Genomic DNA, 26,708 nt, shown 5'->3' with positions numbered 1-26,708 from the left:
ATATTGTTTATATACGATACAAATACGATATAATATTATATGTATATAAAAAGTATGAAAAGGAATTATATCATGAAAGGTATTATCTTAGCCGGTGGATCTGGTACGCGTTTGTACCCCATTACCAAAGCAACAAGTAAGCAATTGGTGCCAATTTATGACAAGCCAATGATTTATTACCCATTGTCTGTATTGATGTTGGCTGGTATTACGGATATTTTGTTAATTTCAACGCCAGAATATGTTGGACAATTTGAAGAATTATTCGGTAATGGGCATGATATTGGGTTAAATATTGACTATGCCATTCAAGAAGAACCTCGTGGCTTGGCCGATGCGTTTATCGTTGGTGCTGACTTTATTGGTGATGATTCGGTAGCGTTGGTATTGGGAGATAACATTTTCTACGGGGCTGGGCTATCAGAGAAGTTACAAGCAGCTGCTTTGAAAGCAACTGGTGCGACAGTGTTTGGTTATCAAGTGAAAGATCCAGAACGTTTCGGTGTGGTTGACTTTGATCAAGCTGGCAAGGCAATATCGATTGTCGAAAAGCCTGCCCAGCCCAAATCAAATTACGCGGTTACTGGTCTTTATTTTTATGACAATGACGTGGTCGAAATAGCGGCCAATGTGAAACCGTCAGCGCGTGGTGAAATTGAAATTTCTGATATTAACCAAGCTTACTTAGAACGTGGTGATTTAGATGTCCAAGTCATGGGCCGCGGCTATGCTTGGCTAGATACTGGCACACATGATTCTTTGTTGGAAGCTTCTTCATTCATTGCCACCATCCAAAAGCAACAGAATTTAAGAGTGGCTTCCTTAGAAGAAATTGCTTACCGGATGGGGTATATCGATACCGCACAATTAGAAAAGCTGGCGCAAACATTGAAAAAAAATGATTATGGCCAATATCTCTTAAGAATTGTGGCGGAAGAAGGATAAAGCAGATGAGTGATAATTTTTTTGAAAAAGCGTTAGCCGGACGGACGATTGACGCGATTTACGGTATGATAGAATTTGACATTCCAGTTCATGGTGACAATCGTGGCTGGTTTAAGGAAAACTTTCAAAAAGAGAAAATGTTGCCGTTAGGCTTTCCGGAGTCTTTCTTTAAAGAGAATAAGTTACAAAACAATGTGTCCTTATCAAGAAAAGGTGTGCTACGTGGTCTGCACGCCGAACCTTGGGATAAATATATTTCTGTCGCTGACAACGGTCGTGTTTTGGGGTCGTGGGTTGATTTACGCGAAGGCGCTTCCTTTGGTCACGTTTACCAAACCGTTATTGATGCTAGTAAAGGCATTTATGTCCCACGTGGCGTTGCTAATGGTTTCCAAGTATTGAGTGAGACAGTGTCATACTCATACTTAGTGAATGATTACTGGGCACTAGATTTGAAGCCTAAGTATGCTTTTGTAAATTACGCCGATCCTGCTTTAGGTATTAAATGGGATGATGTTGAAAATGCTGAGGTGAGTGAAGCAGATAAAAATCATCCTTTGCTAAAAGATGTTGTACCATTAACAGAGGCGCAATTGTAGTTGGGAGAAAATGAATGACTGAATACAAAAATATTTTAGTAACTGGTGGCGCCGGCTTCATTGGCGCTAACTTTGTGCGCTATATTGTAGCGGAACACCCAGAGGTGTTTGTCACGGTGCTTGATAAGTTAACGTATGCCGGCAATAAAGAAAACTTGGCAGGTTTACCAGCAGACCGCGTGAATCTAGTGGTTGGGGATATCGCCGATGCCTCATTGGTGGACCAACTTGTTTCTGAAACCGATGCGGTGATTCATTATGCTGCCGAAAGTCATAATGATAATTCACTGAAAGATCCATCACCATTCGTGCAAACGAACATCATTGGAACTTATACATTAATTGAAGCAGCACGCAAGTATAACAAGCGATTCCATCATGTTTCAACTGATGAAGTGTATGGTGATTTGCCATTACGAGAAGATTTGCCCGGACATGGTGAAGGTGTCGGCGAAAAGTTTACGCCTGAATCACAGTACCGACCATCAAGTCCCTATTCATCAACGAAGGCTAGTTCTGATTTGTTAGTCCGCGCTTGGGTGCGCTCGTTTGGTTTGCAAGCCACGATTTCTAATACTTCTAACAATTATGGTCCGTACCAACATATTGAGAAGTTCATTCCGCGACAAGTTACCAATATTATTTCTGGCATTAAGCCTAAGTTATATGGTTCTGGGAAGAACGTCCGTGATTGGATTCACACCTATGATCATGCCACCGCTGTTTGGGCGATTTTGACTAAGGGTAAAATTGGTGAGACTTATTTGGTTGGCGCCGACGGTGAAAAGGATAATATCACGGTCCTCCATGCGATTTTGAAAGACATGGGTAAGGACGAAAATGACTTTGAGTTTGTTCAGGATCGTTCAGGCCATGACTTGCGTTATGCTATTGATGCGACGAAGATTCGTGAAGAATTGGGTTGGGAACCAAAGTATACTGACTTTGCGACTGGCTTAGCAGATACGATTAAGTGGTATGAAGATCATCAATCATGGTGGGAAGCGGAAAAAGCTGCAGTGGAAGCGAAATACGCACAGAATAATCAGTAACCAAAGGTCAGCGGGAGCGGCCTTTTTTTCGGAGGGAATATGAAATACTTAATAACAGGCGCGCATGGACAGTTAGGTCAAGAATTGCAAAAGTTGTTACACGAGCGTGGGTTAACATTTGTTGCCTATGATTCAAAGGCGTTGGATATTACAAATCGTGAAGCAGTGATGGCAACTTTTAAAGCAGAACAACCTGATGTTGTGCTCCATGCGGCTGCGTATACAAAAGTGGATTTGGCCGAAGATGAAGGACGCGCCATGAATTGGCAGGTTAACGTAGCGGGCACCAAGAATATCGCCGACGCTACCAAACAATATGGCGCTAAACTAGTGGCAGTGTCGACAGACTATGTTTTTGATGGGCTGAATGTTGGTGAATATCGCGAGACAGATCCAGTTAATCCAAGAAACGCTTATGGGCGTGCCAAATTAGCTGGTGAATTAGCTGTCACGGAGAGTGGGGCAGCTGCTTATATTGTTCGAACGAGCTGGGTGTTTGGCGAATTTGGAAATAACTTTGTCTATACGATGCAACGTTTGGCAGAAAGCCATCCTAAATTGACAGTAGTGAATGATCAATTGGGTCGACCGACTTGGACCAGAACATTAGCCGAGTTCATGTTGCACTTGATAGCGGTCGAGGTGACATACGGGATATATCATTTATCGAATGATGAGACTGCCACTTGGTTTGACTTTGCAAAAGAGATCTTAAAAGACACTGCAGTCGAGGTCGAACCAGTGACCAGTGCAACCTTTCCGCAAAAAGCGTATCGGCCAAATCATTCAGTGATGAACTTAGAGAAAGCAAAGTCAACAGGGTTTGAGATACCAAGCTGGCGCGAGGCATTGCATAGGTTTTTGATGAAGTAAATTAACTATATTAAGCATAACGACTTAGACCACTGAGTAAAAAGTAGCTATTATTTCAATCGTAGCAATAAATTTTGAATTACGATTGTGTTTGGTAATTATATTGAGTTAGACGAATTACCATTTTTGTGACATTCTATCAAGCTAAGCAACTATTGAGGTGTTTGTAAGTCATTATCGCTTAACTAGTCAAGAATTAGCAGACAAAACAAAGTATTTTGCCTTTCAGGATCAGGGCGCTAGTGAACGCATTCATCGTGAAATTCAGTCATTGGATTTGTCAGCGATTAAGCGTGTTAAACGGCGTGCACTGATATCAGCTATTGGTCGTATGTTGCACCGATAAAATAATTGGTTAGTATCAAAATAATAGTGCACATCACTCATCAATTATTTTGTATAGGGTACTGCCTGATATAACAGTGATTTTACTGATAATGACATAAAAAAATTGAAAGCTCATAAGTGTCATACTTGTGGGTCTTTTTGATATAACGGATACGTGAAAAATATATTATTTTTATACGATAGATAATTTATAGTGTTTTTAAATATAACAACTAAACCAACAATAATCCTCAAAATCAGTTCATACCAGCAACTAAACCATTAACTCTCATAATACGTTCACAATCAATTCTTTTTTAGAACACATAATCATTATAATTTTACGATAAGATGAACTTGTGTATAGTAGCATAAGGTTTTTATAACTAACAAGGAGTACCAGCCAAACGGGATAAAAACAATTGAATACATAGAGTGTTCACTGATGAAACAATGAGCGGTTTAGAAGACAATTAAAGTTATCATTGATGAACTGACAAAACACGTGATTATGAAAATGACGCAAGCATCAAAAGCCGTTAACCAAGAATAAGGGGAAAACAAAATGGTCAAAAAAATGTCAACTAGGAAAGCAAAATATGTTCAGTGTGCACTTGATAACGGTGGCGTTTATACATATGATTTACAAAATGAAGAAGATTTGGCTCAAGCTACGGAAAGCTTGGGTGGCATGGCACATCTTAAAATACACGCACCCGCCGTTCATGCGGCTTTTCTAAATTCAAAACTTGACAGTATTGAGGAAAATGACGAGTTTACACATTATTACGCCAATATTATTTCATTAGACCAACAAAGTGAAGGAAAATTTGTAACTGAAACAATTGGTCTTAATTGTGATGCATTGCCTGCGATCAATATTGAAACGACGCTTTATGATTACTTTACCAACGTTCAAATTGCCAGCGACGGGGGCTTGGTAACGGAAAACAATGAAGATTCACTGTTGATAGATGCTTCAGGTGCGATTAAAAAAGATGGCAATTATAAAATTCTAAATGCTTCAACTGTCCTCTTTCAAACGCGAGATGAACAATTCGTGGTAAAACAACTTGCCAAAGTTGTCTGGAGTCATGCAAACCCTGCTACGGCTGTCAAACAAATTAATGTTGATGACCCAAGACATCCAAGAGACACGACAAAACCCATGGATTTGGATGTGCCAACGACAGTTCTATACAATAGAGACGCAGCGGGAGACTATAGCTATAGCGATACTAGTTGGGATCAAAACCTCCCCATTGAGTTACCAGTTAACGGGTCATTGGAATTGGCCGATGGCTGGCAATTTACAACAGATTCAGCGCAATTTTGTGGCATTATGGAATTTGCTGCCAGTCAAAGTGGTATTGCCTATAATAATCAAGATCCAACAGCGGTCAAAATTAGTATAAATAACGATACCAATATTTTGTCGTGGGAAGTGAATGAAGACTGGCATGGCAAAATTATTCAAAATGCTCCAGGAACACCACAAGCTGATGCGGATATTTTATTAACGATTTATGCGACAGTAAAAAATAGATTTTATATGCAACCGCAAAATTTAACAATTAGAATGGATTCACATAGTGGCGTGATTGATGGTGGTAACATCAAAAAAATTAACAAAGTTAGGTACTTTTGGGGCTGCTTTGGTCAAGATACTGAGATTCAAATGGCAGATAACTCAGTCAAAAAGATTTCAGATATTGTGATTGGTGATACGATCGCAACGTTGAAGGGCACCACTAAAGTGACGATCATCAGTCATGGTCATCAAGAAAAGATGTATCAAGTTGGTTGTGATAATGGTTCGCTAATTTTACTGACGAGCAGCCATCCGGTCTTGACTAATCATGGCACGACAACAGTGTCTGAACTTAAAGTAGGTGATGTATTGAAAGCACGAGTTGGCGAAACTACAATTAACCAATTAAAAGTAGTCGACTATCGTGGGCAAGTCACTTATCATCTCACAACTGGATCACCAGAGTGGTTGATTGCTAATGATTTACTCTGCGGTAACGATGATTTGCAGTTATCATTACCCACCAAGCCATCACCTGTCAAGAGTAAGCCAGCATTTTCAAAGGATGTTCTCGCTGTTCAAAAGCAGCTAGTTGAACTATTAGAAAAGAAAGGTCACTGACATGGGAATCAATGCAACTAATCATACACGTTTATTTGAATATACACACATTATTGATTTAATGGCGGCGTCTGATTTTTGGACATTTGCTGCACCAAATGAGCGAACGGCAATTTTGTTTGAAACACAGAACGGTACGCACGGCATTGTCTACTCAGATGATAGTAGTGAGACAGGTTATCAAGTTGATAATTTAGATCTAGTGGGCAAAATTAACCATATTCGTGGTGGCTTTACGACACAAAACTGTTTGGCGATTGTCTTACAACTTGAGCAGGTGGAAAAGGTTAGTTTATATCGTTTAGTGGAAATCCAGCAAGGCAGTTTTGATTTTGCTATTGAACAGTTGTCATGGCCAGCTGGAACAAAAGGCTTAGGGGTAGCGCAATCTCAAACAGACGTATCCAATTTTATAGGCTATTTGGTTGAAACAGCACCGCAAAAATATGACGTACATTGGTATAATACGGGCAATGCGCAGCCACGCAATAATGGTCGTAGTTTTACTAATGCTGATTTTTCAGACGCGTCACCGATTGCGCCTTTTATTTTACGAACGGGCAATCCTACGATACCTGTGAACGGATACTTATTTGCTAGTCAGAGTAGGCAGCTAACAGATGGTTGGTATGTAACTTATCAACAATATGATAACAGTTACCAACAAAAACAACTCAAGTTGCCAGACGGCGTGACAGATGTGTCATTAACTTCAGTTAAAGTTGCCGACACTAAGGAAAAAAGTTGTGTGGTTTTTTCAGGCAAACAAGCAAACAGACTAGTTTTTCTAGTGTATCAGGTGACAGCGGGCCAATTTGATTCAGGGCAGATTTTATTACCACCCGTTGAAATGGATGGTACTTTTAACATCCAAACCGAATTGCAAAATGACCAAACAGTGTTTTCAATTATTGCTAGAGATACGACCAATACACTTTCTCATGTATATTTGGCAGATGATGAGCACATCTGGTACCCATTAGCGGAATCAGTGGTTGAATGGTCGGCCCATCAGTGCAACCAATCAACTATCGGCGTAATTTTTGAATCGGCGGAGACAAACTTATTACAGCTATTGACCAAAACTGAGGTAACTGGTGATTGGTTGGCTGAACAATTTATTGAAAATAAAGCACAAAGTGTTGTTGTAGCGCCAGTGTATGAAACACAGTTGATGTTTTGTGACGATACAAGTCTTGAAAGTCAATCAGCTACGGTGAACATTACCGGTCCTGATAATTTACGTGTGATTATTGATGATAAGCATTACGCACTAAATCATGCTACACCACTTGAAATTCAAACAAATCAGCAAGGCAAATTAAGTATCATGTTTGCTGCTGATACGCTCGCTCAACCAGCATTAACGCTCGATTACACTAGTGGCTCAGAGACTGGACAAATTAAAATTGATACAAGTCTGATTTTTAAAGATCGATTTGGTACCTTACGAAAAGAAGATTTGTTAAATGCTTGTGATGCGGATGGCCAGTATATTTTAGCGGCTGATGTTAGAGACAATCCTAATCAAGTTGAAGAAGTGGTAAGAACAATTAAGCCTCTGGTCAACACAGAGTTAGCGGCTGATGTCTTTGCCAATGGTGCAAAGGCCTTCTCACTTGACTACACAGATGGACGCTTTAGATATCAAGTGTTAACAAAAGAAGCAATGACAAATATTTTCGCGGGAGCACAGTCAATTACTGGTTTTTGGTCTAGTATTGGTGATTTTTTTCGAAGTGTTTCAAAAAAGTTTGTTCAAGTGGTTAGTTTTGTCGCTGAAAAAGTAGTAGACGGTGTGAATGCTGTTATTCAGATTGTCATAGATGGTGCGACAAAGTCGTTTTCGTTTTTACAAAAAACATTTCCCGGCGTCATGAAACTAGTTGAAACAGTTTTTAATATGATCAAAATGCCATTTGAAAAATTGTTTGAGTGGTTGAGTGATTTGGTTGGCTGGAGTGGTATTAAAAGGACCCAACGCGCTATTAAGGTTGTCTTCAATCGTACGGATATTTTAACGTATGCTGTAGGTGCAGGTCACGCTGCCTTTATTCAACAGTTGGATGCGTTATCAACAACGATAGATGACACCTTTAACTATATTAAATCAAGTGCTATTGGCAATAAAAATAGCCAAAGCTATCTCACAGGTAGCAACGACAATCCGTTAGATAATTACATTTGGCAAGCCGCTGTTCAAAACATGAATGGCGGACATTTTACAATGTCATTGGACGCACGAGTTGCCGATGATATTTTAGTCCTGTATGAGCAATTAAAGACACAAGCAGTTAATTATCAAGCAAAACCTGAGTTTAAAAAAGTTGAAGATGAGATTCAGGATCTCGTTTTAGCGACAAGTGCAAGCAATTCACTCGTCACAATGACGTTCAGTCAAATTTTGACGATTGTGCAGGCGTTATGTCAATTGACAATTGACTTCATGAAAGTAACATCGACAGCAGTATCCCAACTGATTCAGCAAATTATCGACTTGGTCAAAACGTTTTTGAATCAAACGATTCAGGTACCTATTTTAACATCATTGTTTGAAACAATTTTTGATCAGCAATTGACGGTTGTTAATTTGGTATCACTTATGCTGGCGTTTGGTGTTAATATTGCTAGTAAAATTGGTACGGGTCATGTGCCATTTGAAAATGATGACCAAGTGACCGGTTTTCAAAATTATTTTACGAATTTGAATCCAAATACCCGGCAACATATCTCAGAAGATTGGACCAAATTTCTCAAAGCGTTGAGTGCTGTTTGCCAGACAGCATATTATGTATGCTTAGGTGTGTCAGATGTCACAGACGAGGGTGTAAAGGATAGCCCATCGATTATAAAACTAGATCGAGTAGCTTGGATAGGGATAGGTATAAATCTTATTTGGGTATTGATCACTGTGCCTTGGATTTATGATTCTGATCCGTTTGCTGGGTTTATTGTTGCTTGGGGAGCTTGTGCTGTGGGACTGGCTTTTGATTTTGTGATGCAATGTGTGGCCAATCCAGATTCAGGAATCAACATTCAAAACGAAGATGTTTCATGTTTATTATCATCAATTGCTGGTTTTGTTTACTTGGGTGGTACTGTTGCTAGCTTAGTGTACGAAATTCAGGAAAAAACAGCTGATGTGTTGACGTATATCAATGAATTCATCCTTTCGATTAGTTCATTTTGCCGCTTCTTATTTATTTCTGGTTTACCACCGCAGTGTAAAATTGCTGGTTTGATAATGGATAATGTTCAGTTATTGATGGGAATCGTGATGATTTTTGCTTCTCAAAGTGATGAACAAGATGAGAATCAGTCGGTGCGTGATATCAGTAATTTAGGTCTTGTATAATTGAATGAGATTGTTGTGCATCAAGTGTGATAATTTGTAGTACAAAGAAATATCCTACTTAGGACCGGACGTGCTTTTTCATCCAAATACAACGATTGCCAACGAAAGGGTTGATTATTCCTTTTTTATTATATTGATAATTTAAGTTGTAAGTAACTACCTGTCTAAATTGAGAAACAAGGAAGAATAACAGGCGTTATTTTGAATGCAGATGTTGCTTCTAGATTCTTTTGAGGCGTTTAAACAAAGTTTTGAGTTGGTAAGTTGAAATGTTTTAGCTTTATATTGACTGGTACGATATATATTTGGCAGCAGGGAATGTATTGCCTTAATGTTAAAACCAAGAAACGATAACAAAAAACGATTTTAGATTTTATAGTCTAAAATCGGTTTTTTTGTTATCAATAACGTTTTTGTTGTTTTTATGTTTAAAAAGTTCAAATTAGAACATATAGTGAACAATTATTGAATAAAATATGAAAATAATTGATTTTAGCTTGCGGTCTGAGAAAAAAAAAATGTTATAGTTCGTATATAGTCAGCTGGTGGCCACCTGAATGATTATAAATAAAAAATTAAGAGGTATTGATTATGTTTTTTCGACCAAGAATTCGATCAGAAGTAATAGCATTATTTTCAGAACCAGAGCCGTCTTACCTTTTCGAAGCAAGTGAGACATTTGAAGAACTTGAAGAAAATATTTGTCATATATTTAGTTGGGCGTATATGAATAATGTCATGACTAATTTAGTTGAACAACTGCCCACCAATGAACGTGACTTGGAGGAGTGGAGTAGATCATTGCAATGTTTTGTCAATTCGATATGTTTGTCAATGTATCAACAGGATGCAGAAATTACATGGCAGCTTATAGACCAGTTAGGCACGGAATATAGAGATAACGGAAGATATTTACAGATAGTCGAAAATTTCAGAGATGAATCTCAGCGTATTGCTAACAACTTGATGGCGGCCGCACAAGATTATACAAGTCTATTTTCATCAAGTCGTGGACGTTCAAAAGAGGATCTGGATAGCATTGAAGAGTATTGTCATGACTCATCAGTTGACTTATTAGATGTGCTATGTTCAATGCCTACTAATTTGAAAATGGGGGATGCGAGTTGGAATCAAAGTATTGGTGCTGCTGTTGACCCAAGGTCTTGGAGGTTTTCAAAAGAAAGTTGTTATATCAATAGCGACGAATTTATGATTTGGGATGTACCAAGCGAGAGTGAGCGACCAACTATCACGGATGATTTGCATTGTGAATTAACGCATCCAGTTGACTGTGAACAAATTATGTGGGCATTCCAAATTCATGAAAAATTTGTGCAGCCTGTCACGTATCTTTATACGGGTATTTACGTAAATGAAGATGAAGTCGTCATGACGGTGTGTTCGTCATCTAACCCGTTTGCTCGCGTGAATACGACAGTAATTCCCTGTGAAGTACCAATTTATGCTTACGATAGACTATCGCAAAGCTATGAACTGAGATATTAATTAATAGAGACTAAAAACCAAAGGAGAAAAATCATGTCAGGCTCATTCGTAACAGAACTATATAGCAAGCTAAACACAGTTATCGGCGGTGACAATCCTAATCAATTTTTATGCATGACAATTCCAGGAACAGTGATTTCGGAAGAAAGCTTTAAATATGATGTCAAGCAAGATAAGCCACTTCGAGTGGTCGCTAATGAAAGCCGTCTTGCCAATAAATTGTTTGATCCAGTGCAAGTGACAGGGGCGGATAATGGGCGATTATTAACCACCCAATATAAAACGGCCCTTGATATGTTATCACCGCGCATGAATTTGGAAATTATGCAGGCAAAAATTCATTTGCGAAAAATTCTTGTCACACCTTACACTTATAATTTTGGCGACGGTGAAGAAAAGAGTACACTCCAGCAAGTTTTTTATCGATTATATGATGAATGGGTCGAGGAAAAACAAAAATGGGGATTGAAACAAACAGGGATTCGAAAGGCCATCAGAGAGCAGTATTTTAATCCTTCAGAGAATCTTTCGCCAGAAGCAGTTGCTCAAAATGAAGCTAAATACCAAGAAGAATTTTCGATTTGGTATCAAGATAATGCAGAGCCATTTTTAGCTGGCATTGAAGAAAAGCAGGGAAAAATTTTATCTATTTTTTCAATTAACGATATGCGTATCATTCAAGGTATCTTAGATTCAGGATCGGGCGCAGAAATTCACGAGGCTCGAACCCGTTTAGCTAATGCTGAAAAGATCAATCCAGATGGTGGAACAGTTTATCCGGTCACATTTTATCCAGAAGACTGGCATACCAAGCTGTCATCATCATTTCAATATACAGATTTGCTTGAGTCTGAAGAAGCTTTGACGCAAAAAATCGGCGTTTTGACCCGCCAAAAAAGAAATTTGATAGCACGCTTTGAGAATTTGATGGCTGTGGTGCCAAATCAAGCAGAGTTGAAGAAGCTGAAGGAAGCCTATAAGCAACAGAAAGTTAGCTATTACAAGCAATTCGATATTAAGGGTAATACTTATACTGGCGCGGCAGCCTCACTATTTAATCAGTTAGCTACCGTGGTGAGTGCGATTACTGATGAGGGAAAACAAGTACAACGAGAAGGTGTGCTTCAAAAAACTGCTGAGGATAATGATAAAGCATTAGACCCAGGAGAGAATAAACAGGATATTATCAACAGTGTGCTTAACAGTTTTAAAACAAATCAAGACAATATTCTTCAATCGCAATCAGCGATGGATCAAGCCACCACAGATTATTTGCAAGCGGCAATGACATATAAGTCGACCGAGTTAGGCACACAAATTATGCCGTTAGTGCGCGAATTGAGTTCTCAATTTGAGAGCATTCAGGATCAACTTGATTCAGTGAATCAAAAATTGTCTATGGCTGTTCAATTCAAGTTACCCGAAGGTGAAAAGGTTGATGTCATGCCTAATATCATCGACAACGGATATACTGAGTTGCTAATTAACACCAAGGCATCAGATATAGAGTCGGAAGAATCACAACAAAGTACGGGCACAGCTACAAAAAGTAATGGTGGTTTTTGGCTCTTCGGTGGCAGTAGCGGGCACGAAACGACTCAATCTATCATGGCGAGCTCCCTTAAAAGTTCAAGCGCGTCAGTTGCCATTGGTATGGCAGTGACGAAAGTGAGCATGACGCGCAATTGGTTCAATCCGGGTGTATTTGCTTTGACGGCTGATATGTTTAAAACTAGCGAGACCAAAATCTCGGAAGGTACTAGCGTAATCCAAACAAATCTGCCAGATAGTGAATCAGAAGTGGTTCAAAACTTAAAAGACTGGATATTTCCAGCGTATCCTGTTGCTTTTGTTATCGCTAAAGATGTTACTATTCGTGTTGACAAATCAAAGAGTGACTCCAATGTTATAGCATCAGCGATTGAAGAACATGTTTCACGAGGCGGTGGCTTCTTTGGATTTCATTCTTCCAGCGGTAGTTCATCATCTTCGTCAAGCGAAAAATCATCTGTTCAATCCGACAGTGAGTCAGTAACTGTGCGATTTGCTGAACCACAAATTATTGGTTATTATTTGCAAGTTGTCCCTGAAGATAACAGCACATCTATTGCTGTTAAGGGAAATGAATCACAATACACGACGTATTCAGGTTCCATTATTGACTTTGTTAACAAAATAAAAGATGTTATGTTGGGTAACCCTGTGTCTGACGTTAGCAGTGTTGCACCAGTAAAGCAGGTCAATGTGGCTACAACTAGTGCTGATTCCATTGTTAAACCTGAGTCGGAAAGTGCGACTACAACTAGTTCTAATCAAAATGTTAATTCTGAATCTTTGGCGACAGATTCGACAGTTGTTGAAAGTGCTGGTAGCAAACAACCTTAAGAGGGGGAGATTAGTTAAAGAGGGATGTATAACAAAGACATTGCAGTAACTGAGGCACTTTCGTGGCAACATCAGGCTACTTACTCTATGCAACTTGATTTACGCGACGGTGTTGAGGTCGATGGGACAACGTATTTCAATTGTGCGTCATTTATTTATTATGTGTTAGCCAAGGCTGGAGCATGGCACAACACTTATTTGCAACGTGAGCATAACATTGGTACTCTCCAATATGACTTGTTAAAGGCTGGCTGGGTTGAAGTAGATAGTCAACATGTGTCAAAAGGGGACGTCTTTATTTGGGGTGATGATTATGGCATTAGTGATGGTGCGCATACCGGTTTGTTTGTGAATAATGGTAAAAAAATTATTCATTCCTCTTGGTACACAGCTGGACAGCACAATGAAGCAGTGACCATGACAAATTATGCTAGCTATTGGGAACTGGCCAATAAACCAGAATATCATTTTTTTAAAGCAATGTGATTTAATCTCTGAATGATCACAAAATAGGCATATCTTTAATATAAAATGTGGTTAACAGATAGGCTATTAATCCCATTCAAAAAAATAAGAGGAAAGACTATGACGTACAACAAAGAGACAGCAGTTAATGAAGCGTTATCATGGCAACACCGGGCCACTTATTCCATGCAGTGGGATCTACGTGATGGCAAACAAGCTGATGGGACAACTTATTTTGATTGTTCAGCTTTCGTCTATTATGTTTTAAACAAAGCAGGTGCATGGGATAATTCGTACTTGAAGCGTTCACATTACACAGGGACACTCAAACAAGATTTAACGAACGCCGGTTGGGTTGAAGTTGATGGCAATCATGTGTCAAAAGGAGATGTTTTCATCTGGGGTGATAATTATGGCGCTGGCGCCGGTGGTATTTCTCATACTGGATTGTTCATGGATGATGGTGATACGATTATTCATTCTTCTTGGTACACGGCTGGCAAGAAGAATGAGGCAGTTGTGCCGACCAATCACAATAGTTACTGGGCGCTGGATAACAAACCAGAGTATCATTTTTTCCACAGCACAGGGAAAAGTAATCCAACGCCAGTGAATCCACAGCCGCCAGTCAACCCAAAAACATACAACGACAAATTCCGAGCGATAGGGGGCGAATTTGCCTTTACGAATACAACCTTTAACGTTGATGCAGTCAAGAATATTAATGGTTTATGGCAAATTGCCGATTACCGGACAGTGGGTGGCAAGCGTGAGCAGTTCGATTGGACTAAAAATGGCTTGCCACTGGCAATCATGCATCGTGTCGATAATGGCGATAACGGGAATGTGCAAGTTGGAGCCAAAGTCAGATTTGATGCTGGTTGGGATCGGGGTACAATTGATTATTACCAAGATAACAGTGCCACAGTAGGAATCAATTATTCAGGATACGGGACGATTTGGTACGATAGTGACTTTGCATATAATATGTAAAGTATTGGAAGCTCGCAAGTGTGATACTTGCGGGTTTTTTTGGAGACATCACAAATATAGTTTAAATTTTGTATAACTTGTAATCAAAATGTATGAAAATTAATTACAAGAATCATTTGCTAAATAGGTTGGGTACATCGCATTGAGTATCAATCAAAAAATTTAGAACGTTTTTTGTTATAGACTTTAAAAAATAGTTAGGCAATATTCATTTTCTATATATTAAGTTGCTTTAACCACTGACAAGTGATTATGAATAATTGTTAAGAATTTTGCAGATAGAATAAAGGAAATGCATGATAATTTTTTAGAAAAAAAGTTAGTCCGACGAGTGATAGCAGTAATCCCAATTATGATCCTCATTATTATAGAATTTGATATTCTAGGGCGTGTTGTAGTCAGTTGAGGTGAAGGTATGATCTAGAAGATAATTATTTATCGAATAATGCTCCCTAAGCCTTTTTTATTTGCAAAAGATTAAAAAATATATCAGTAGAAATAGCATCAGGGACAAGTATAGATTTTCCAGAGAAGGCAAAATCAGTTGGCTTTGAACTACTGAAATGGCATGAAAGGCCTACAGAGATTCCTGAAAATATGATTTTTTAAAAATTTTGTTGTCCTGCTTAACTTGCATTTGCTTGAATCATTAATGGAGGTATTGGTATTATTGTAGTTTTGAAACTAAAACAATCAGTCTCGTTTTTTCCTAGTTGTATTCAAAAAGTTAATATAATAAGTTGCTATTCTATTCTATATCTATGATTAAAGACGACCAAATTATTATGATATAAAAATCCGACATGTCGGAAAAAATAACATTTGTAATTTGATTGGAATATAATAAAAGTAATGTGTCAATATATGCAATAAATAGAAGGTGTTATTCATTTTGTCTAACTCGAACGGTACCGAAAAAGGCAGTGTATTTGTAACTTGAAAAATACACTGTTACAGGTTTGTAAGGAGAGGTAAGAAGAGGAATAAGATATGTTAAATAACAAAAAAGAACATTATAAAATGTACAAATCAGGTAAAATGTGGGTGTATTCTTCAGTTGTTATAGCAACGCTATTAGGTGGAGCAACAACAGTTAGTGCTGATACGAGCAGTAATGCAACCTCTAATGTAAGTTCTGCATCTAACGCAAGTTCAACAGCTACACAAGCATCAACAACAACTAGTTTGAATTCAAAAACTACTAATAAGGCAGAGATTAACGCTAAAGATACAACATTGGTAGCTGGTCCAAACACAAAATGGACCGCAGAGGATAACTTTGTTTCGGCAACTGATCAAACAGGTAAGGATGTTTCATTTACGAATATAGCTGTTGAAGGGTCTGTTGACACCAACAAGGCTGGTCAGTATGCAATTACCTATAAGTTTACCGATGTGGATGGGACAGTAGTTTCAAAAACAATTAGGGTGACGGTTACTGCTTCTAACACAAGTACTGATTCTGACAATACTAGTACATCTAATAAGTCTGACAATCTAAAAGTTGCTAGAACAGCAAAACTTAGTGAAGACGCATCAAGCTATACCGCAGTAACGGTAACTTCAAATTCACAGAGTTCAGAATCAGCACCATTGGATTCAACTTCTGCAGCTTATATTCTTAATTTCAGTATAAAAAATACTAGTACTAGTGGACAAATAATCCCAAAAGGGTCAACATTTACTGTCACAATTTCACCTGATCAACGTGTTGATTGGACTAAATTTTTAAAGTTTAATTACTTAAATCAAGATGGCAAAAATTTTACATTTGTTGATAATAATAATGGGACTGGGACTATCACCGTTAACACTGATTTAACACCTGGAACCTATAACTTTATTTTAAATATGTACACTCAAGATCCGGGATATGATTGGGATCAAGCTTCTGGAACACACAGTACTAATCCAAATGTCGTTGCCGGTTCAGTAAGTGTTGCGTTCAACAATACAGTATCAGAAACACATGTATTTGATCAGTCTGTTTATGTCAAGCCACTGCCATATAATCCCACACCAAACAATGTTCCTGGATATGCTGGTTCAGGTAATAACAATAATACTAATATTAATAATTCCAATTATGCAAATGAATCATCTCCAATTGAAATGGGTAACAGTGTTACATTAAGAAACCCTAATGATTTGAACAAAAATGGTTCCAAGTATTTTTCTTATATCGTAAATTATCAAGCAACTATTGGTGGTCAGGGTGGCGCACAATTAGGTATAACTTCTGATGATAGTTTTGATCTTGATAACTATCATTTGTTTTATGAAGATAATGGCAACTATATTGATATCACAAATGATTCACGTGTTAAATGGACTGTAAGTGATAAATCAATTTTTGTAGATGCATCAGCTTACTTAAATGACGTCGGTTGGGGACCACTATTTCTACGTGCTTACGTACCAGAGTCTGATATTAATGCAGTTAATAACGTTAAGTTCAGAACAGGCTGGTTCACAAACTTTAAAAATACCTCAATGTTTCAAAATGTTGACGCAGGAAGTAGCTTACCGTACTTCAGAGGACAAGATAAAACTGTATATGCAACTGATAGTTATAGTCCTTTAACAGATATTTATGCTTTTTCCGGTACCACTTCATTGACTGATAAAATAACAATCACTAACTATGATGGTTATCCACAAGATGGTAAGAACCTGAAAGCTGGCAGTTACGTCATTTCCTATTCTGTTGTTGATGGGTCTGGTAACATAGCAACATTCCAAAGAACAATTACAGTTTTAGAAAATAAATCAGGAATTGACGCTAAAGACAGCACCTTAGTAGCGGGACCAAACACAAAGTGGACAGCTGGAGATAATTTTGTTTCTGCCACTGATCAAGCTGGTAATCCAGTTGAGCTAAAGGATATTAAGGTAACAGGGGCACCAGATCCAACCAAAGCTGGTCAGTATGATGTCACCTACAGCTACACTGACGCGAGTGGTAATACAGTCTCTAAGACAATTACGGTGACAGTCGTTGATTCAAAGGCAAGCATTGATGCTAAAGATAGCACGTTAGTAGCGGGACCAAATACAAAGTGGACAGCTGGAGATAATTTTGTTTCTGCCACTGATCAAGCTGGTAATTCAGTTGAGTTAAAGGATATTAAGGTAACAGGGGCACCAGATCCAACCAAAGCTGGTCAGTATGATGTCACCTACAGCTACACTGACGCGAGTGGCAATACAGTCTCTAAGACAATTACGGTGACAGTCGTTGATTCAAAAGCAAGCATTGACGCTAAAGACAGTACGTTAGTTGCTGGGCCAAACACAAAGTGGACAGCTGGTGATAACTTTATTTCTGCCACTGATCAAGCTGGTAATCCAGTTGAGTTAAAGGATATTACGGTAAAGGGATCAGTTGATACTAATAAAGCTGGTCAGTATGAAATCACCTACAGTTATACCGACGCCAGTGGCAATACAGTCTCTAAGACAATTATCGTAACTGTTTTAGCGCCATCTTCTGATTCAGGGTCAAATAGTTCAAACTCAAAAACACCTGATTCACCAACAGTCAAGGTTAGTTATAGAGTCACTAAAAATAACAATAGTGGTAACAAGCAATTACCTGATACTGGTGAAAACATTGATGGTTTAATTGGAAGCCTTGTAAGTGCAATTTTTGCTGCCAGTCTTGGAATTCTCACTATTGTTAGCAAAAAGAAAAATGACAACTAATAAACAATTTGAAATTTTGATTTATTAAGTATTGGTATCAAGGCTAAACTCATTAGAGTTTGGCTGTACATAAATTCAGAATAGTAGCTAAGTCTGAAATATAGCGTTTATACTTGATAATAGTAAAAAAGATTAACCTAATCAAGTTTAGCTATGATAGAATAATCAATGGTGATAATATTATTAATGTTATTATAATTGATTAAATTTCACTGACGCCGTTACACATATTGAAAAATGCGGTTAAGCTGGCAATCATCAATCAGTTTATAGTATGAGTTAGGAGTGATTAAAATACGTAAATTATTATTGTCAATTATGGTTATAGCGATCACTTCATTTACGTTTTCGACTGTTTCAGCCAATGATGACACAAATACGCAAAATGGTATAGCCACAGTTTCTGGTACTTCTGACCCCAAAGATACAATTGAGATTAGTTTACCAAGTGGTAAGGTGATTAACGTGACACCTAATAGTTCTGGGCATTATAGCGCTGATATCAGCGGCTTATCAGTGGGCGACACAGTTTATGTGACCGCAGTGAATAAGGATGGTAAAAAAAGTCAGCCGACAAAACGTACTATCACAACAGCTGATGTGATCGAAGAGAGTAGTTCGCAAACCACTACAGTATCAAGTCTCGATAGCCACTCAAGTTCCTCAGAAACAACCTATCAATCACAAAACAACAAAAAAAATCAGAGCTTTTCATGGATGGCTGTTTTTTTATGGCTAAGTGGTACGATTGGCATTACTGTTGGTGGGGCGGCAGTGGTCAATTCACGTTTTCCAAAGGTTAAACAATCAATTTTCTCATTAGTTGGTTCTGGATTGTTATGGCGCAGTCAACAAAAACGGCATAAAGTGAAACTAGTTGGCAAAATTAATGATCACACTGAAAAAGCTTTTTTTGATATCACAACAAATGAATTGCAAATATTGGCCAAAACTGGCGAAGTTGAGTTAAACCGAAAATTCACACAATTTGAAGTAAAAGTATTTAATCGGCAAAATGACAATGTACAAATGGTAATAGTTGATGAGTAATTTAGGTCCAGCAATGAAATATTATTTGTCACAACGTAATATTTCGATTAAACAAGTAGTTGATGAAACAAAATTGTCGAAGAGTTCACTTTATGATTTTTTTAATGGTAAACATGAACTAGGTGCCACCAGTTTTGTTTGTTTGATCAAACATTTAAATATTGATATTGATAATGTCATTGACGAGTATCACGACGCGGCGGATAACTCACAACGCAATATCAACACAGAATACAACACGATTAAGCATTTTGGAACAGACAAATTAACCGATTATTTGTGCGACCTTGGTATCCATCAAACGGCTGTTGTTTTGGCTGATTTCATTGTACAGGCACAATATGAGGGCGAATTGCCTGACAAGATTGATATAATACAAGATGTGTCACGTGAGCTCGTCTTTGATAAATTAGACTATTACACCGCTGATGAAATGAATTTGTTTATCAATTTGATTAGTATATCGCAAAATTTTAATTATATTTATGGCGTTTATTTAGATTGTGAGCGGCTGTTTTCACGGCGAGATTTTAACGCGATGTATCGTAATAAATCAGAGTCAATTCAACAACTATTGATGATTAGATTTAACATGATTGCGCTGTGCATGAAACATGATGCCAAAGATCTAGCTGAAAAAATTATTCATCTGACGCAACAACTAAAAGATGTTGTTGATGACATGTATTCAGTCTTGCTTTTAAGGCTGACGGAAGTTGTTGCACTTATTATCACACAAGAAGATGCCCAGGCCGAGGCTTTATATAATAACATTTTTTCTGCGATGTCCTATTTTTTACCTGCGACAGGACAATATCGCTTTGAAATGCTATTTCTAGATTCTTTCGAGGCTTTCAAACAAAGCTTTGATTGTGGTCGTGATGAATGCCAAAATTATTTTTAAAATCTGCGTGAGCAGATTTTTTTACTGCTTGATAATGAATGTTATTGTAATATATAATTTTTTTGTTGATTAGACAGATATTTATTTGATAAGTAAGTATCACATTAGAAAAATCAGCCGTGATCGCATAAGACGAATTTCTTTCTGTGATGTCGTATTTATTTTCCGTAACCTAAAAATTTCCATGAATAATATTGCGCATATTGTTGCGTTTATAGTTGAATAATTCCATAATCAGTATATATTATCAAAATTTATATGTTATAATCATCATTAATAGTACACATATAGGTTTTTAGATTAATTTTGATAAAATAGAGGAGATGGAGTGATGGAACGTTTGATGATTGTTGTCCCTGCCTATAATGAAGAAGAGGCACTACCTAAAACGCTTGATATTTTAGGAGAACTTGTTGAAAGATTAATAAAACAAAAAATAATTGACATCCAAAGTAAAGTAGTAGTGGTCAATGATGGATCGTCTGACAATACTTGGACGGTTATTGAGAAATTTAACAAAACTAATAATGTAATAACAGGCGTCAATTTGAGTCGTAATTTTGGGCATCAAAGTGCAATCATTGCAGGGTTATCTGCGACTTTAAATTTTGGAGATGTTTTTATTACGATTGATGCAGATTTACAAGACGATGTGGGGGCAATTATTGAAATGCTCGAAGCGCATGCTAAGGGTTTTGATATTGTGTATGGCGCTAGAAACAATCGTGACACGGATACTGCTTTCAAGAAAAAAAGTGCTTCTGCTTTTTATAAAATTATGAAGAAGATTGGTGTCCAAATGATTCCTCAGGTGGCTGATTATAGGCTGATGTCTAAACGATCGGTAGAACATTTATTGACTTACAAAGAAAAAAACCTTTTTTTGAGAGGAATCGTGCCAACAATTGGTTTTCCAAGCACCACAGTGTACTATGCTAGAAAAGAAAGAGAAGTGGGGACTACAAAATACCCACTGCGCAAGATGTTGTCCTTTGCATGGGAAGGCATCACCTCTTTTTCTGTTGCACCGATGCAATTTGTCTTAGCGATGGGATTAGTAACTATTTTGGTATCTTTGTTTATGTTGGCATACACGGTTTGGGAGTATATATCAGGAGAAACAATAGCAGGATGGTCATCTCTGATGGTTTCGATTTGGTTTATCGGCGGTGTACAACTCATTGGCTTGTATGTAATTGGTGAATATGTTGGAAAAGTATTTAATGAAGTTAAGGGACGTCCAAGGTTTATTATTCAAGATAATTTATTGAAAAACAATCTAGATAAAAAATAATAAATATTTTTAATGGACTTATTAATTGTACAAATAGTGTTCATACATCACGGTAAAAATGGTCTTATTTTAAAGGGAATATTTTCGTTTGAACAATACTCAGCTATGAAATGATTAGCATGGTCAGGAAAAAATTATGTAATACAAGAAAACACGCCATAAACTATGCTAAACTAAACAAGTTAATTGGTAAATATTTTTGATGGAGAGGGTAAATTAAATGAAAAAGAATATAATGATCGCTGTTGGCATTGTTGTAACTATGGTGTCTGTGCTACTGTATGCCCATTTCAATCAATCACAAGGTTTAGAAAACGTATCAACCCCTAGAGAAAGTAAAATGAAAAAAACTTCTAAATCTTCCTCAACACAAGGTATTTCATCGAGTTTGTCACAAAAACAATCATCGAGTACTAGTGAATCATCGGGTCATATAAATTCTCAGGGAACGTCAAGTTCAGTGGCAAACGATCCAAATACAGCAAGTTATAATCCTAACAAAACAGCTCAAGGTACAGAAGTTACTGCTGAAATGATTACTCAAGTTCGTCAAGAACTGATTCGTGCTGGATTGCCTGCCGACAAATGGGGGCCAAGTGATATCAAAAAAATTATCACAGAGTCATCGCAACAAAATATGTCAGTCATTGATTATGCTAAAGCTAATTATCATCAATAAAATGTACGGAACAGATCAAAGTTTAAGGAGCAAATATCTATGAAAAAATCGTCTATTATCGCTGGTGTAATTGTGACAATTGCAACAGCCTTGTCATTGAAGTCAAATTTAGTTTATGCTGCTGATAGCATTCCAGCTATCACTGCTGGAACGTCAGGACTACCAAGAATGGACGTTGTCGACGTTTCATCTAACAATGGTAATATTTCTGTTGCTTCGTTTCAAAAAATGCATCAATATGGTGTAGGTGCTGTAATTGTCAAATTAACGGAAGCTACTTCATATCGAAATCCGTATGCTGCAACTCAAATTGCGAATGCAAAAGCCGCCGGGCTCAAGATTGGTGCTTATCATTATTCTTGGTATACGTCACAATCTAGTGCGCAATCTGAAGCAAAGTACTTTACTGATTACGCTAAGTCTTTGAAACTGCCGTCTGACACCCTAATGGTTGATGATTTGGAAGACACCTACACAATGACGAATAATGTGACTAACAATGCAAAGGCATTCAACACGCAAGTCAAAGCGACGGGATTTTCCAATACGTCAACATATACAGGCCTTTACTATAAAAACACAACTGGACTGAATTTTTCGTACATAGGAAATAATAGGGCGTGGATAGCACAATATCCTTTTGCGCCAAGCAGCAATTCATTGTGGAACACAACATATGGTATGTGGCAGTGGAACAGCAATACAAGTTTCCCAGGTGTTAGTGGCACTTTTGATGTTTCGATTGATTATACGAATTTGATTACACAAGTTGTCAAGTATAAGGTTGGGGATGTTGTTAAAATAGCAAGTAATGCCTGGTCAGAAACTAATGGTTATACACTCGTCAATCGGCGAGATTGGGTGGGCACAGTGGTTTCAGCGAAACCAAAGGCTTATTCAAATTCAGCGTGGGAATATGATATTCAGTATTCAAACGGCATACACAGTGTACACGTTGCCGAGCAAGATGTGACCACCATTGCGGCAGCAAAATATAGTGTAGGTCAAACAGTTAAAATAGCAAGTAATGCCTGGTCAGAAACTAATGGTTATACACTCGTCAATCGGCGAGATTGGGTGGGCACAGTGGTTTCAGCGAAACCAAAGGCTTATTCAAATTCAGCGTGGGAATATGATATTCAGTATTCAAACGGCGTACACAGTGTACACGTTGCTGAGCAGGATGTGACCAAGAAATAAAAAATGCCGCGATATAAATGCTAACATGTTAAATGGCATAATCTATTAAATATTTAATAGATTATGCCATTTAACTTCTATAAGTAATCACGCAGTTAATCTATTATTATTGTTGGCATTCAGATTTTTATGAGAGAATATGGTAATATAATACTATGTGGTTTTCACTCTTACCACAATTAGGATAATTATGGATAATACAAAAAAACAATATATGGTCAGTGCCAGATCAATTACTAAAAATTTTCAACTTTACGCTAACCAATCAGAAAAGCTTAAATCAACTTTTTTAGGAAACACTGCAGATGCTAATTTCTGGGCATTACGTGGATTATCATTCGACGTTGAACCAGGTGACGTTGTGGGCATTGTTGGAACGAATGGTTCCGGTAAATCAACTTTGCTCAATATTTTAAGTGGTGTTATTCCACAAACTTCGGGGACCCTAGAACTAAATGGCAGTATTGGTGTTGTAGCTATTAATGAAGGCCTTAATTGGGACCTTACAGGGCGTGAAAATATTCGTTTGAAACAACTAATGATGGGAAAAACGAATAAAGAGATTGATGAGGCAATGCCTGATATTATTGAGTTTTCAGAACTCGGTGAATTTATTGATCAACCAGTTAAGGATTACTCGAATGGTATGCGTGCAAAATTAGGATTTTCAATTGTTACGCACAATGATCCTGATATTTTAATCGTCGATGAGGCTTTATCGGTTGGAGATTCCAATTTTTCGAATAAAGCACTTAGTAAAATACGTGAGTTTATTGCCGAAAAAAAGACAATTTTTTTTGTGTCTCACGATTTAGAACAAGTTCGCGAATTCACCAATAAAGTGATGTGGATTCAATATGGTGAAATGCGTGATTTTGGTCCAATGAAACAAGTCACTGATGAATATGAAACGTTCGTTAAAGACTTAAATGCGATGTCAGATGAAGAACGTGATACTTTTGTATCAAACCAAAAGCATAACCAACAAATTTTTACGTTAGCGCAATTGCAAGATAAATTATCGCTAAATGGTCATAACAAAGAAGATGTTGAAGCCAGAACTGCAATCAGAAGTTTCCAAGGCTTTAAAGCGATTCCACTTTATACTGCTTTAACAGTGTTGTTTGGTTTAATGGCACTAGTTGTATATAACTATTTGTTGAAGGGATGATAGCACAATGTGGATAATGATCAAATCAATATTTAGTTTAGTTGTTGAGCAGGTTAATTATTTAGGTATGGCTATTCGGTTAGCAATTTATGATACCAAGGCTAACAATGCACATAAATATCTAGGTAATTTTTGGGAAATTTTAGATCCGTTATTTCAAGTTTTAACTTATGCAATTATATTCGGTGGTGGTTTTCGACAATCAGCCCCAGTTGAAGGGACGCCATATTTTGTTTGGATGTCTGTTGGCTTTTCCGCTTGGTATTTAGTAAACCAAGGATTTAGCGATACTATTCGTTCTATTCAGACACAAATTTTTATGGTAAAAAATGTTAAATTTCCAGTTTCCGTTTTACCAACAATTCGGGTGTTGCAGGTATTTCCTGCAGTTTGTTCCATTTCAATTGTTGCATTTATTAGTATGGCATTGACAGGACATTTTCATGTCTCTATCTACTGGATTCAAATCATCTATTATATGTTTGCTGCTCTTGTGATGTTGTTTTTCCTGGGAATTTTTAGCGCAACAATTAATATCTTAATTCCCGACTATGATTTAGCCATCCGCCAAGTGTTACGGTTGTTGTTCTTTGTATCAGGCATTTTATTTGAACCTGCAAAAGGCAATGCATTTAACTCATTAATTTATTACATTTCTCGTGTTAATCCTTTCTATTATATTGTTAATGGGTGGCGTGATACATTTCTGTTTGACAGATGGTTTTGGAATTCACCATTGCAGTTGACAATGTTTTGGTTGGAAATTGGCATTTTTGCTGTAATAGGTACACATTTGTACTTGAAGTTCAAAGATCAATTGATTGATTTTATTTAAAATGGAGATATTATGACTGGTAAAAAAGTGTCGGCAGCGATTGTTACATACAATCGACTAGATTTGCTGAAAGAATCGTTGGGTGCCGTATTAGGACAAACAAAGTATTTAAATCATGTTATTGTAATTAATAACAAATCGAATGATGGTACAAAAGAGTATTTGTCATCTTTAGAAGATGAACGGCTTGTAGTTTTCAATTCGGAAGATAATTTAGGTGGCGCCGGTGGATTTAACCAAGCTGTGCGCCTTTTCGCTGAAAAAACAGACGATGATTATGTTTGGTTGATGGATGATGATACGATTGTGCAACCCGATGCACTTGAACACTTGGTGGATTTTGTTGAAGAACACGATCATGTTGGATTCGTTAACTCCCAAGTTCGTTGGGGCAGCCTTGAGGGTAATCCTTCATGGATGAATGTACCTGCGCCACGTGGTTTTACATGGCAAATGTATATGACACCGAAAAATCCAGCTGTCGAGGTTGTAAATTCAACATTTGTTTCGGTAATGTTTTCTCGCAAAATGGTAGCAATGATTGGATTACCCCAAAAGGAATACTTTATTTGGGGTGATGATATGGAATATACTAATCGTATCGCAGATGTTGATCGTGGTTATACAGTTTTAAACTCAATTGCCGTTCATAAATCAAAAGAAAACACAATGCCTGGTGATATTGTGAAAGAAAAAGATGAATCACGTCTTTGGCGCTACGACTTTGAATTTAGAAATCGTGTGCTGACGGCAAGACGCATTTCAAAGCATGAATACATGCACACAGTTATCAATGGTTTTAGATTTGATTTAAGATTTGTGTTGTTTAATAAGAATGTTAAGTTTAGATTTACTAAAGCAAAAATGATTATCCGCGGTATTTTTAAGGGCATATTCTTTAATCCAGAAATTGAGTATGCAGAGGGTCTTATGAGAATACCAAAGCGATCAATTAATGCACTATTTAAAGCGCGTTATCTGGCAATGCCTAAAAAAACTTTTACCCTTGATGACGATCTGAATGTTATCAATGAGGCAAGTATTGAAGACTATCAGGGTTATACTGTTGCTGCAGATAATTTTATTTTGAAACAAAAAGCTGATACCTTAAAAAATTTATCTTAATTGTTTCAGTAATTGTAAAGCTGAAAAAAGTTAAGCGTAATTTGTCTTTTTTTGTTGAAAAGGTCAACCATTTTAATTTATCAATTTAGAGAA

General features: G+C 37.4%; 20 protein-coding genes. All 20 read left to right on the top strand.

Going from position 1 to position 26,708, the window contains the following annotated elements; all coding sequences use genetic code 11:
* Positions 1-72: 72 nt before the first annotated feature.
* Positions 73-945: a glucose-1-phosphate thymidylyltransferase RfbA gene (rfbA, locus tag IEU65_RS04070; protein ID WP_010296339.1), complete on the top strand. Its 873-nt coding sequence runs from the start codon at positions 73-75 to the stop codon at positions 943-945.
* Positions 946-950: 5 nt separating this feature from the next.
* Positions 951-1,544, top strand: a complete 594-nt coding sequence (locus tag IEU65_RS04065) for a dTDP-4-dehydrorhamnose 3,5-epimerase family protein (RefSeq protein ID WP_010296337.1) — start codon at positions 951-953, stop codon at positions 1,542-1,544.
* A gap of 14 nt (positions 1,545-1,558) precedes the next feature.
* Complete coding sequence (gene rfbB, locus IEU65_RS04060; RefSeq protein WP_010296334.1) at positions 1,559-2,596, top strand: dTDP-glucose 4,6-dehydratase; 1,038 nt, start codon at positions 1,559-1,561, stop codon at positions 2,594-2,596.
* Positions 2,597-2,635: 39 nt separating this feature from the next.
* Entirely contained in the window at positions 2,636-3,469 is an 834-nt protein-coding gene (gene rfbD / locus IEU65_RS04055) for a dTDP-4-dehydrorhamnose reductase (protein WP_010296331.1), read from the top strand.
* Between the two features lie 160 nt (positions 3,470-3,629).
* Entirely contained in the window at positions 3,630-3,815 is a 186-nt protein-coding gene (locus IEU65_RS04050; protein WP_010296328.1) for a hypothetical protein, read from the top strand.
* 546 nt (positions 3,816-4,361) lie between these two features.
* Entirely contained in the window at positions 4,362-5,948 is a 1,587-nt protein-coding gene (locus tag IEU65_RS04045; RefSeq protein WP_010296324.1) for a Hint domain-containing protein, read from the top strand.
* Between the two features lies 1 nt (position 5,949).
* The gene (locus IEU65_RS04040) at positions 5,950-9,303 is read left to right on the top strand and encodes a hypothetical protein (protein ID WP_010296321.1); all 3,354 of its coding nucleotides are present in this window, start codon (positions 5,950-5,952) and stop codon (positions 9,301-9,303) included.
* A 591-nt stretch (positions 9,304-9,894) separates the two neighbouring features.
* The gene (locus tag IEU65_RS04035; protein ID WP_010296318.1) at positions 9,895-10,809 is read left to right on the top strand and encodes a hypothetical protein; all 915 of its coding nucleotides are present in this window, start codon (positions 9,895-9,897) and stop codon (positions 10,807-10,809) included.
* Between the two features lie 33 nt (positions 10,810-10,842).
* A complete protein-coding gene (locus IEU65_RS04030) occupies positions 10,843-13,194 on the top strand; it encodes a hypothetical protein (protein WP_010296316.1) in 2,352 nt (783 codons plus the stop codon).
* Positions 13,195-13,218: 24 nt separating this feature from the next.
* Entirely contained in the window at positions 13,219-13,680 is a 462-nt protein-coding gene (locus IEU65_RS04025) for a peptidoglycan amidohydrolase family protein (protein ID WP_010296314.1), read from the top strand.
* Between the two features lie 99 nt (positions 13,681-13,779).
* Entirely contained in the window at positions 13,780-14,652 is an 873-nt protein-coding gene (locus IEU65_RS04020; RefSeq protein WP_010296312.1) for a peptidoglycan amidohydrolase family protein, read from the top strand.
* A 990-nt stretch (positions 14,653-15,642) separates the two neighbouring features.
* Positions 15,643-18,357, top strand: coding sequence for a bacterial Ig-like domain-containing protein (locus tag IEU65_RS04015; RefSeq protein ID WP_147651846.1), 2,715 nt, complete (start codon positions 15,643-15,645; stop codon positions 18,355-18,357).
* Between the two features lie 285 nt (positions 18,358-18,642).
* Complete coding sequence (locus tag IEU65_RS10375) at positions 18,643-19,407, top strand: Ig-like domain-containing protein (RefSeq protein WP_228934845.1); 765 nt, start codon at positions 18,643-18,645, stop codon at positions 19,405-19,407.
* On the top strand, positions 19,400-20,311 hold the full coding sequence (locus tag IEU65_RS04005; protein ID WP_010296304.1) for a helix-turn-helix transcriptional regulator: 912 nt from the start codon (positions 19,400-19,402) through the stop codon (positions 20,309-20,311). The genes IEU65_RS10375 and IEU65_RS04005 overlap by 8 nt, the downstream gene beginning before the upstream one ends.
* A gap of 331 nt (positions 20,312-20,642) precedes the next feature.
* On the top strand, positions 20,643-21,605 hold the full coding sequence (locus IEU65_RS04000) for a glycosyltransferase family 2 protein (RefSeq protein ID WP_147651844.1): 963 nt from the start codon (positions 20,643-20,645) through the stop codon (positions 21,603-21,605).
* Between the two features lie 220 nt (positions 21,606-21,825).
* Entirely contained in the window at positions 21,826-22,284 is a 459-nt protein-coding gene (locus tag IEU65_RS03995; RefSeq protein WP_010296293.1) for a hypothetical protein, read from the top strand.
* 39 nt (positions 22,285-22,323) lie between these two features.
* The gene (locus IEU65_RS03990) at positions 22,324-23,484 is read left to right on the top strand and encodes a GH25 family lysozyme (protein ID WP_188352229.1); all 1,161 of its coding nucleotides are present in this window, start codon (positions 22,324-22,326) and stop codon (positions 23,482-23,484) included.
* Positions 23,485-23,674: 190 nt separating this feature from the next.
* Entirely contained in the window at positions 23,675-24,655 is a 981-nt protein-coding gene (locus tag IEU65_RS03985) for an ABC transporter ATP-binding protein (protein ID WP_147651838.1), read from the top strand.
* 7 nt (positions 24,656-24,662) lie between these two features.
* Complete coding sequence (locus IEU65_RS03980; protein WP_010296283.1) at positions 24,663-25,490, top strand: ABC transporter permease; 828 nt, start codon at positions 24,663-24,665, stop codon at positions 25,488-25,490.
* Between the two features lie 12 nt (positions 25,491-25,502).
* Entirely contained in the window at positions 25,503-26,615 is a 1,113-nt protein-coding gene (locus IEU65_RS03975) for a glycosyltransferase family 2 protein (RefSeq protein ID WP_010296281.1), read from the top strand.
* Positions 26,616-26,708 lie beyond the last annotated feature (93 nt).

The sequence above is a fragment of the Leuconostoc pseudomesenteroides KCTC 3652 genome, assembly GCF_014634745.1.
Classification (GTDB): domain Bacteria; phylum Bacillota; class Bacilli; order Lactobacillales; family Lactobacillaceae; genus Leuconostoc; species Leuconostoc pseudomesenteroides.
The sequence above is the reverse complement of the archived record's forward strand: the minus strand, read 5'-3'. Positions and strand labels throughout refer to the sequence as shown.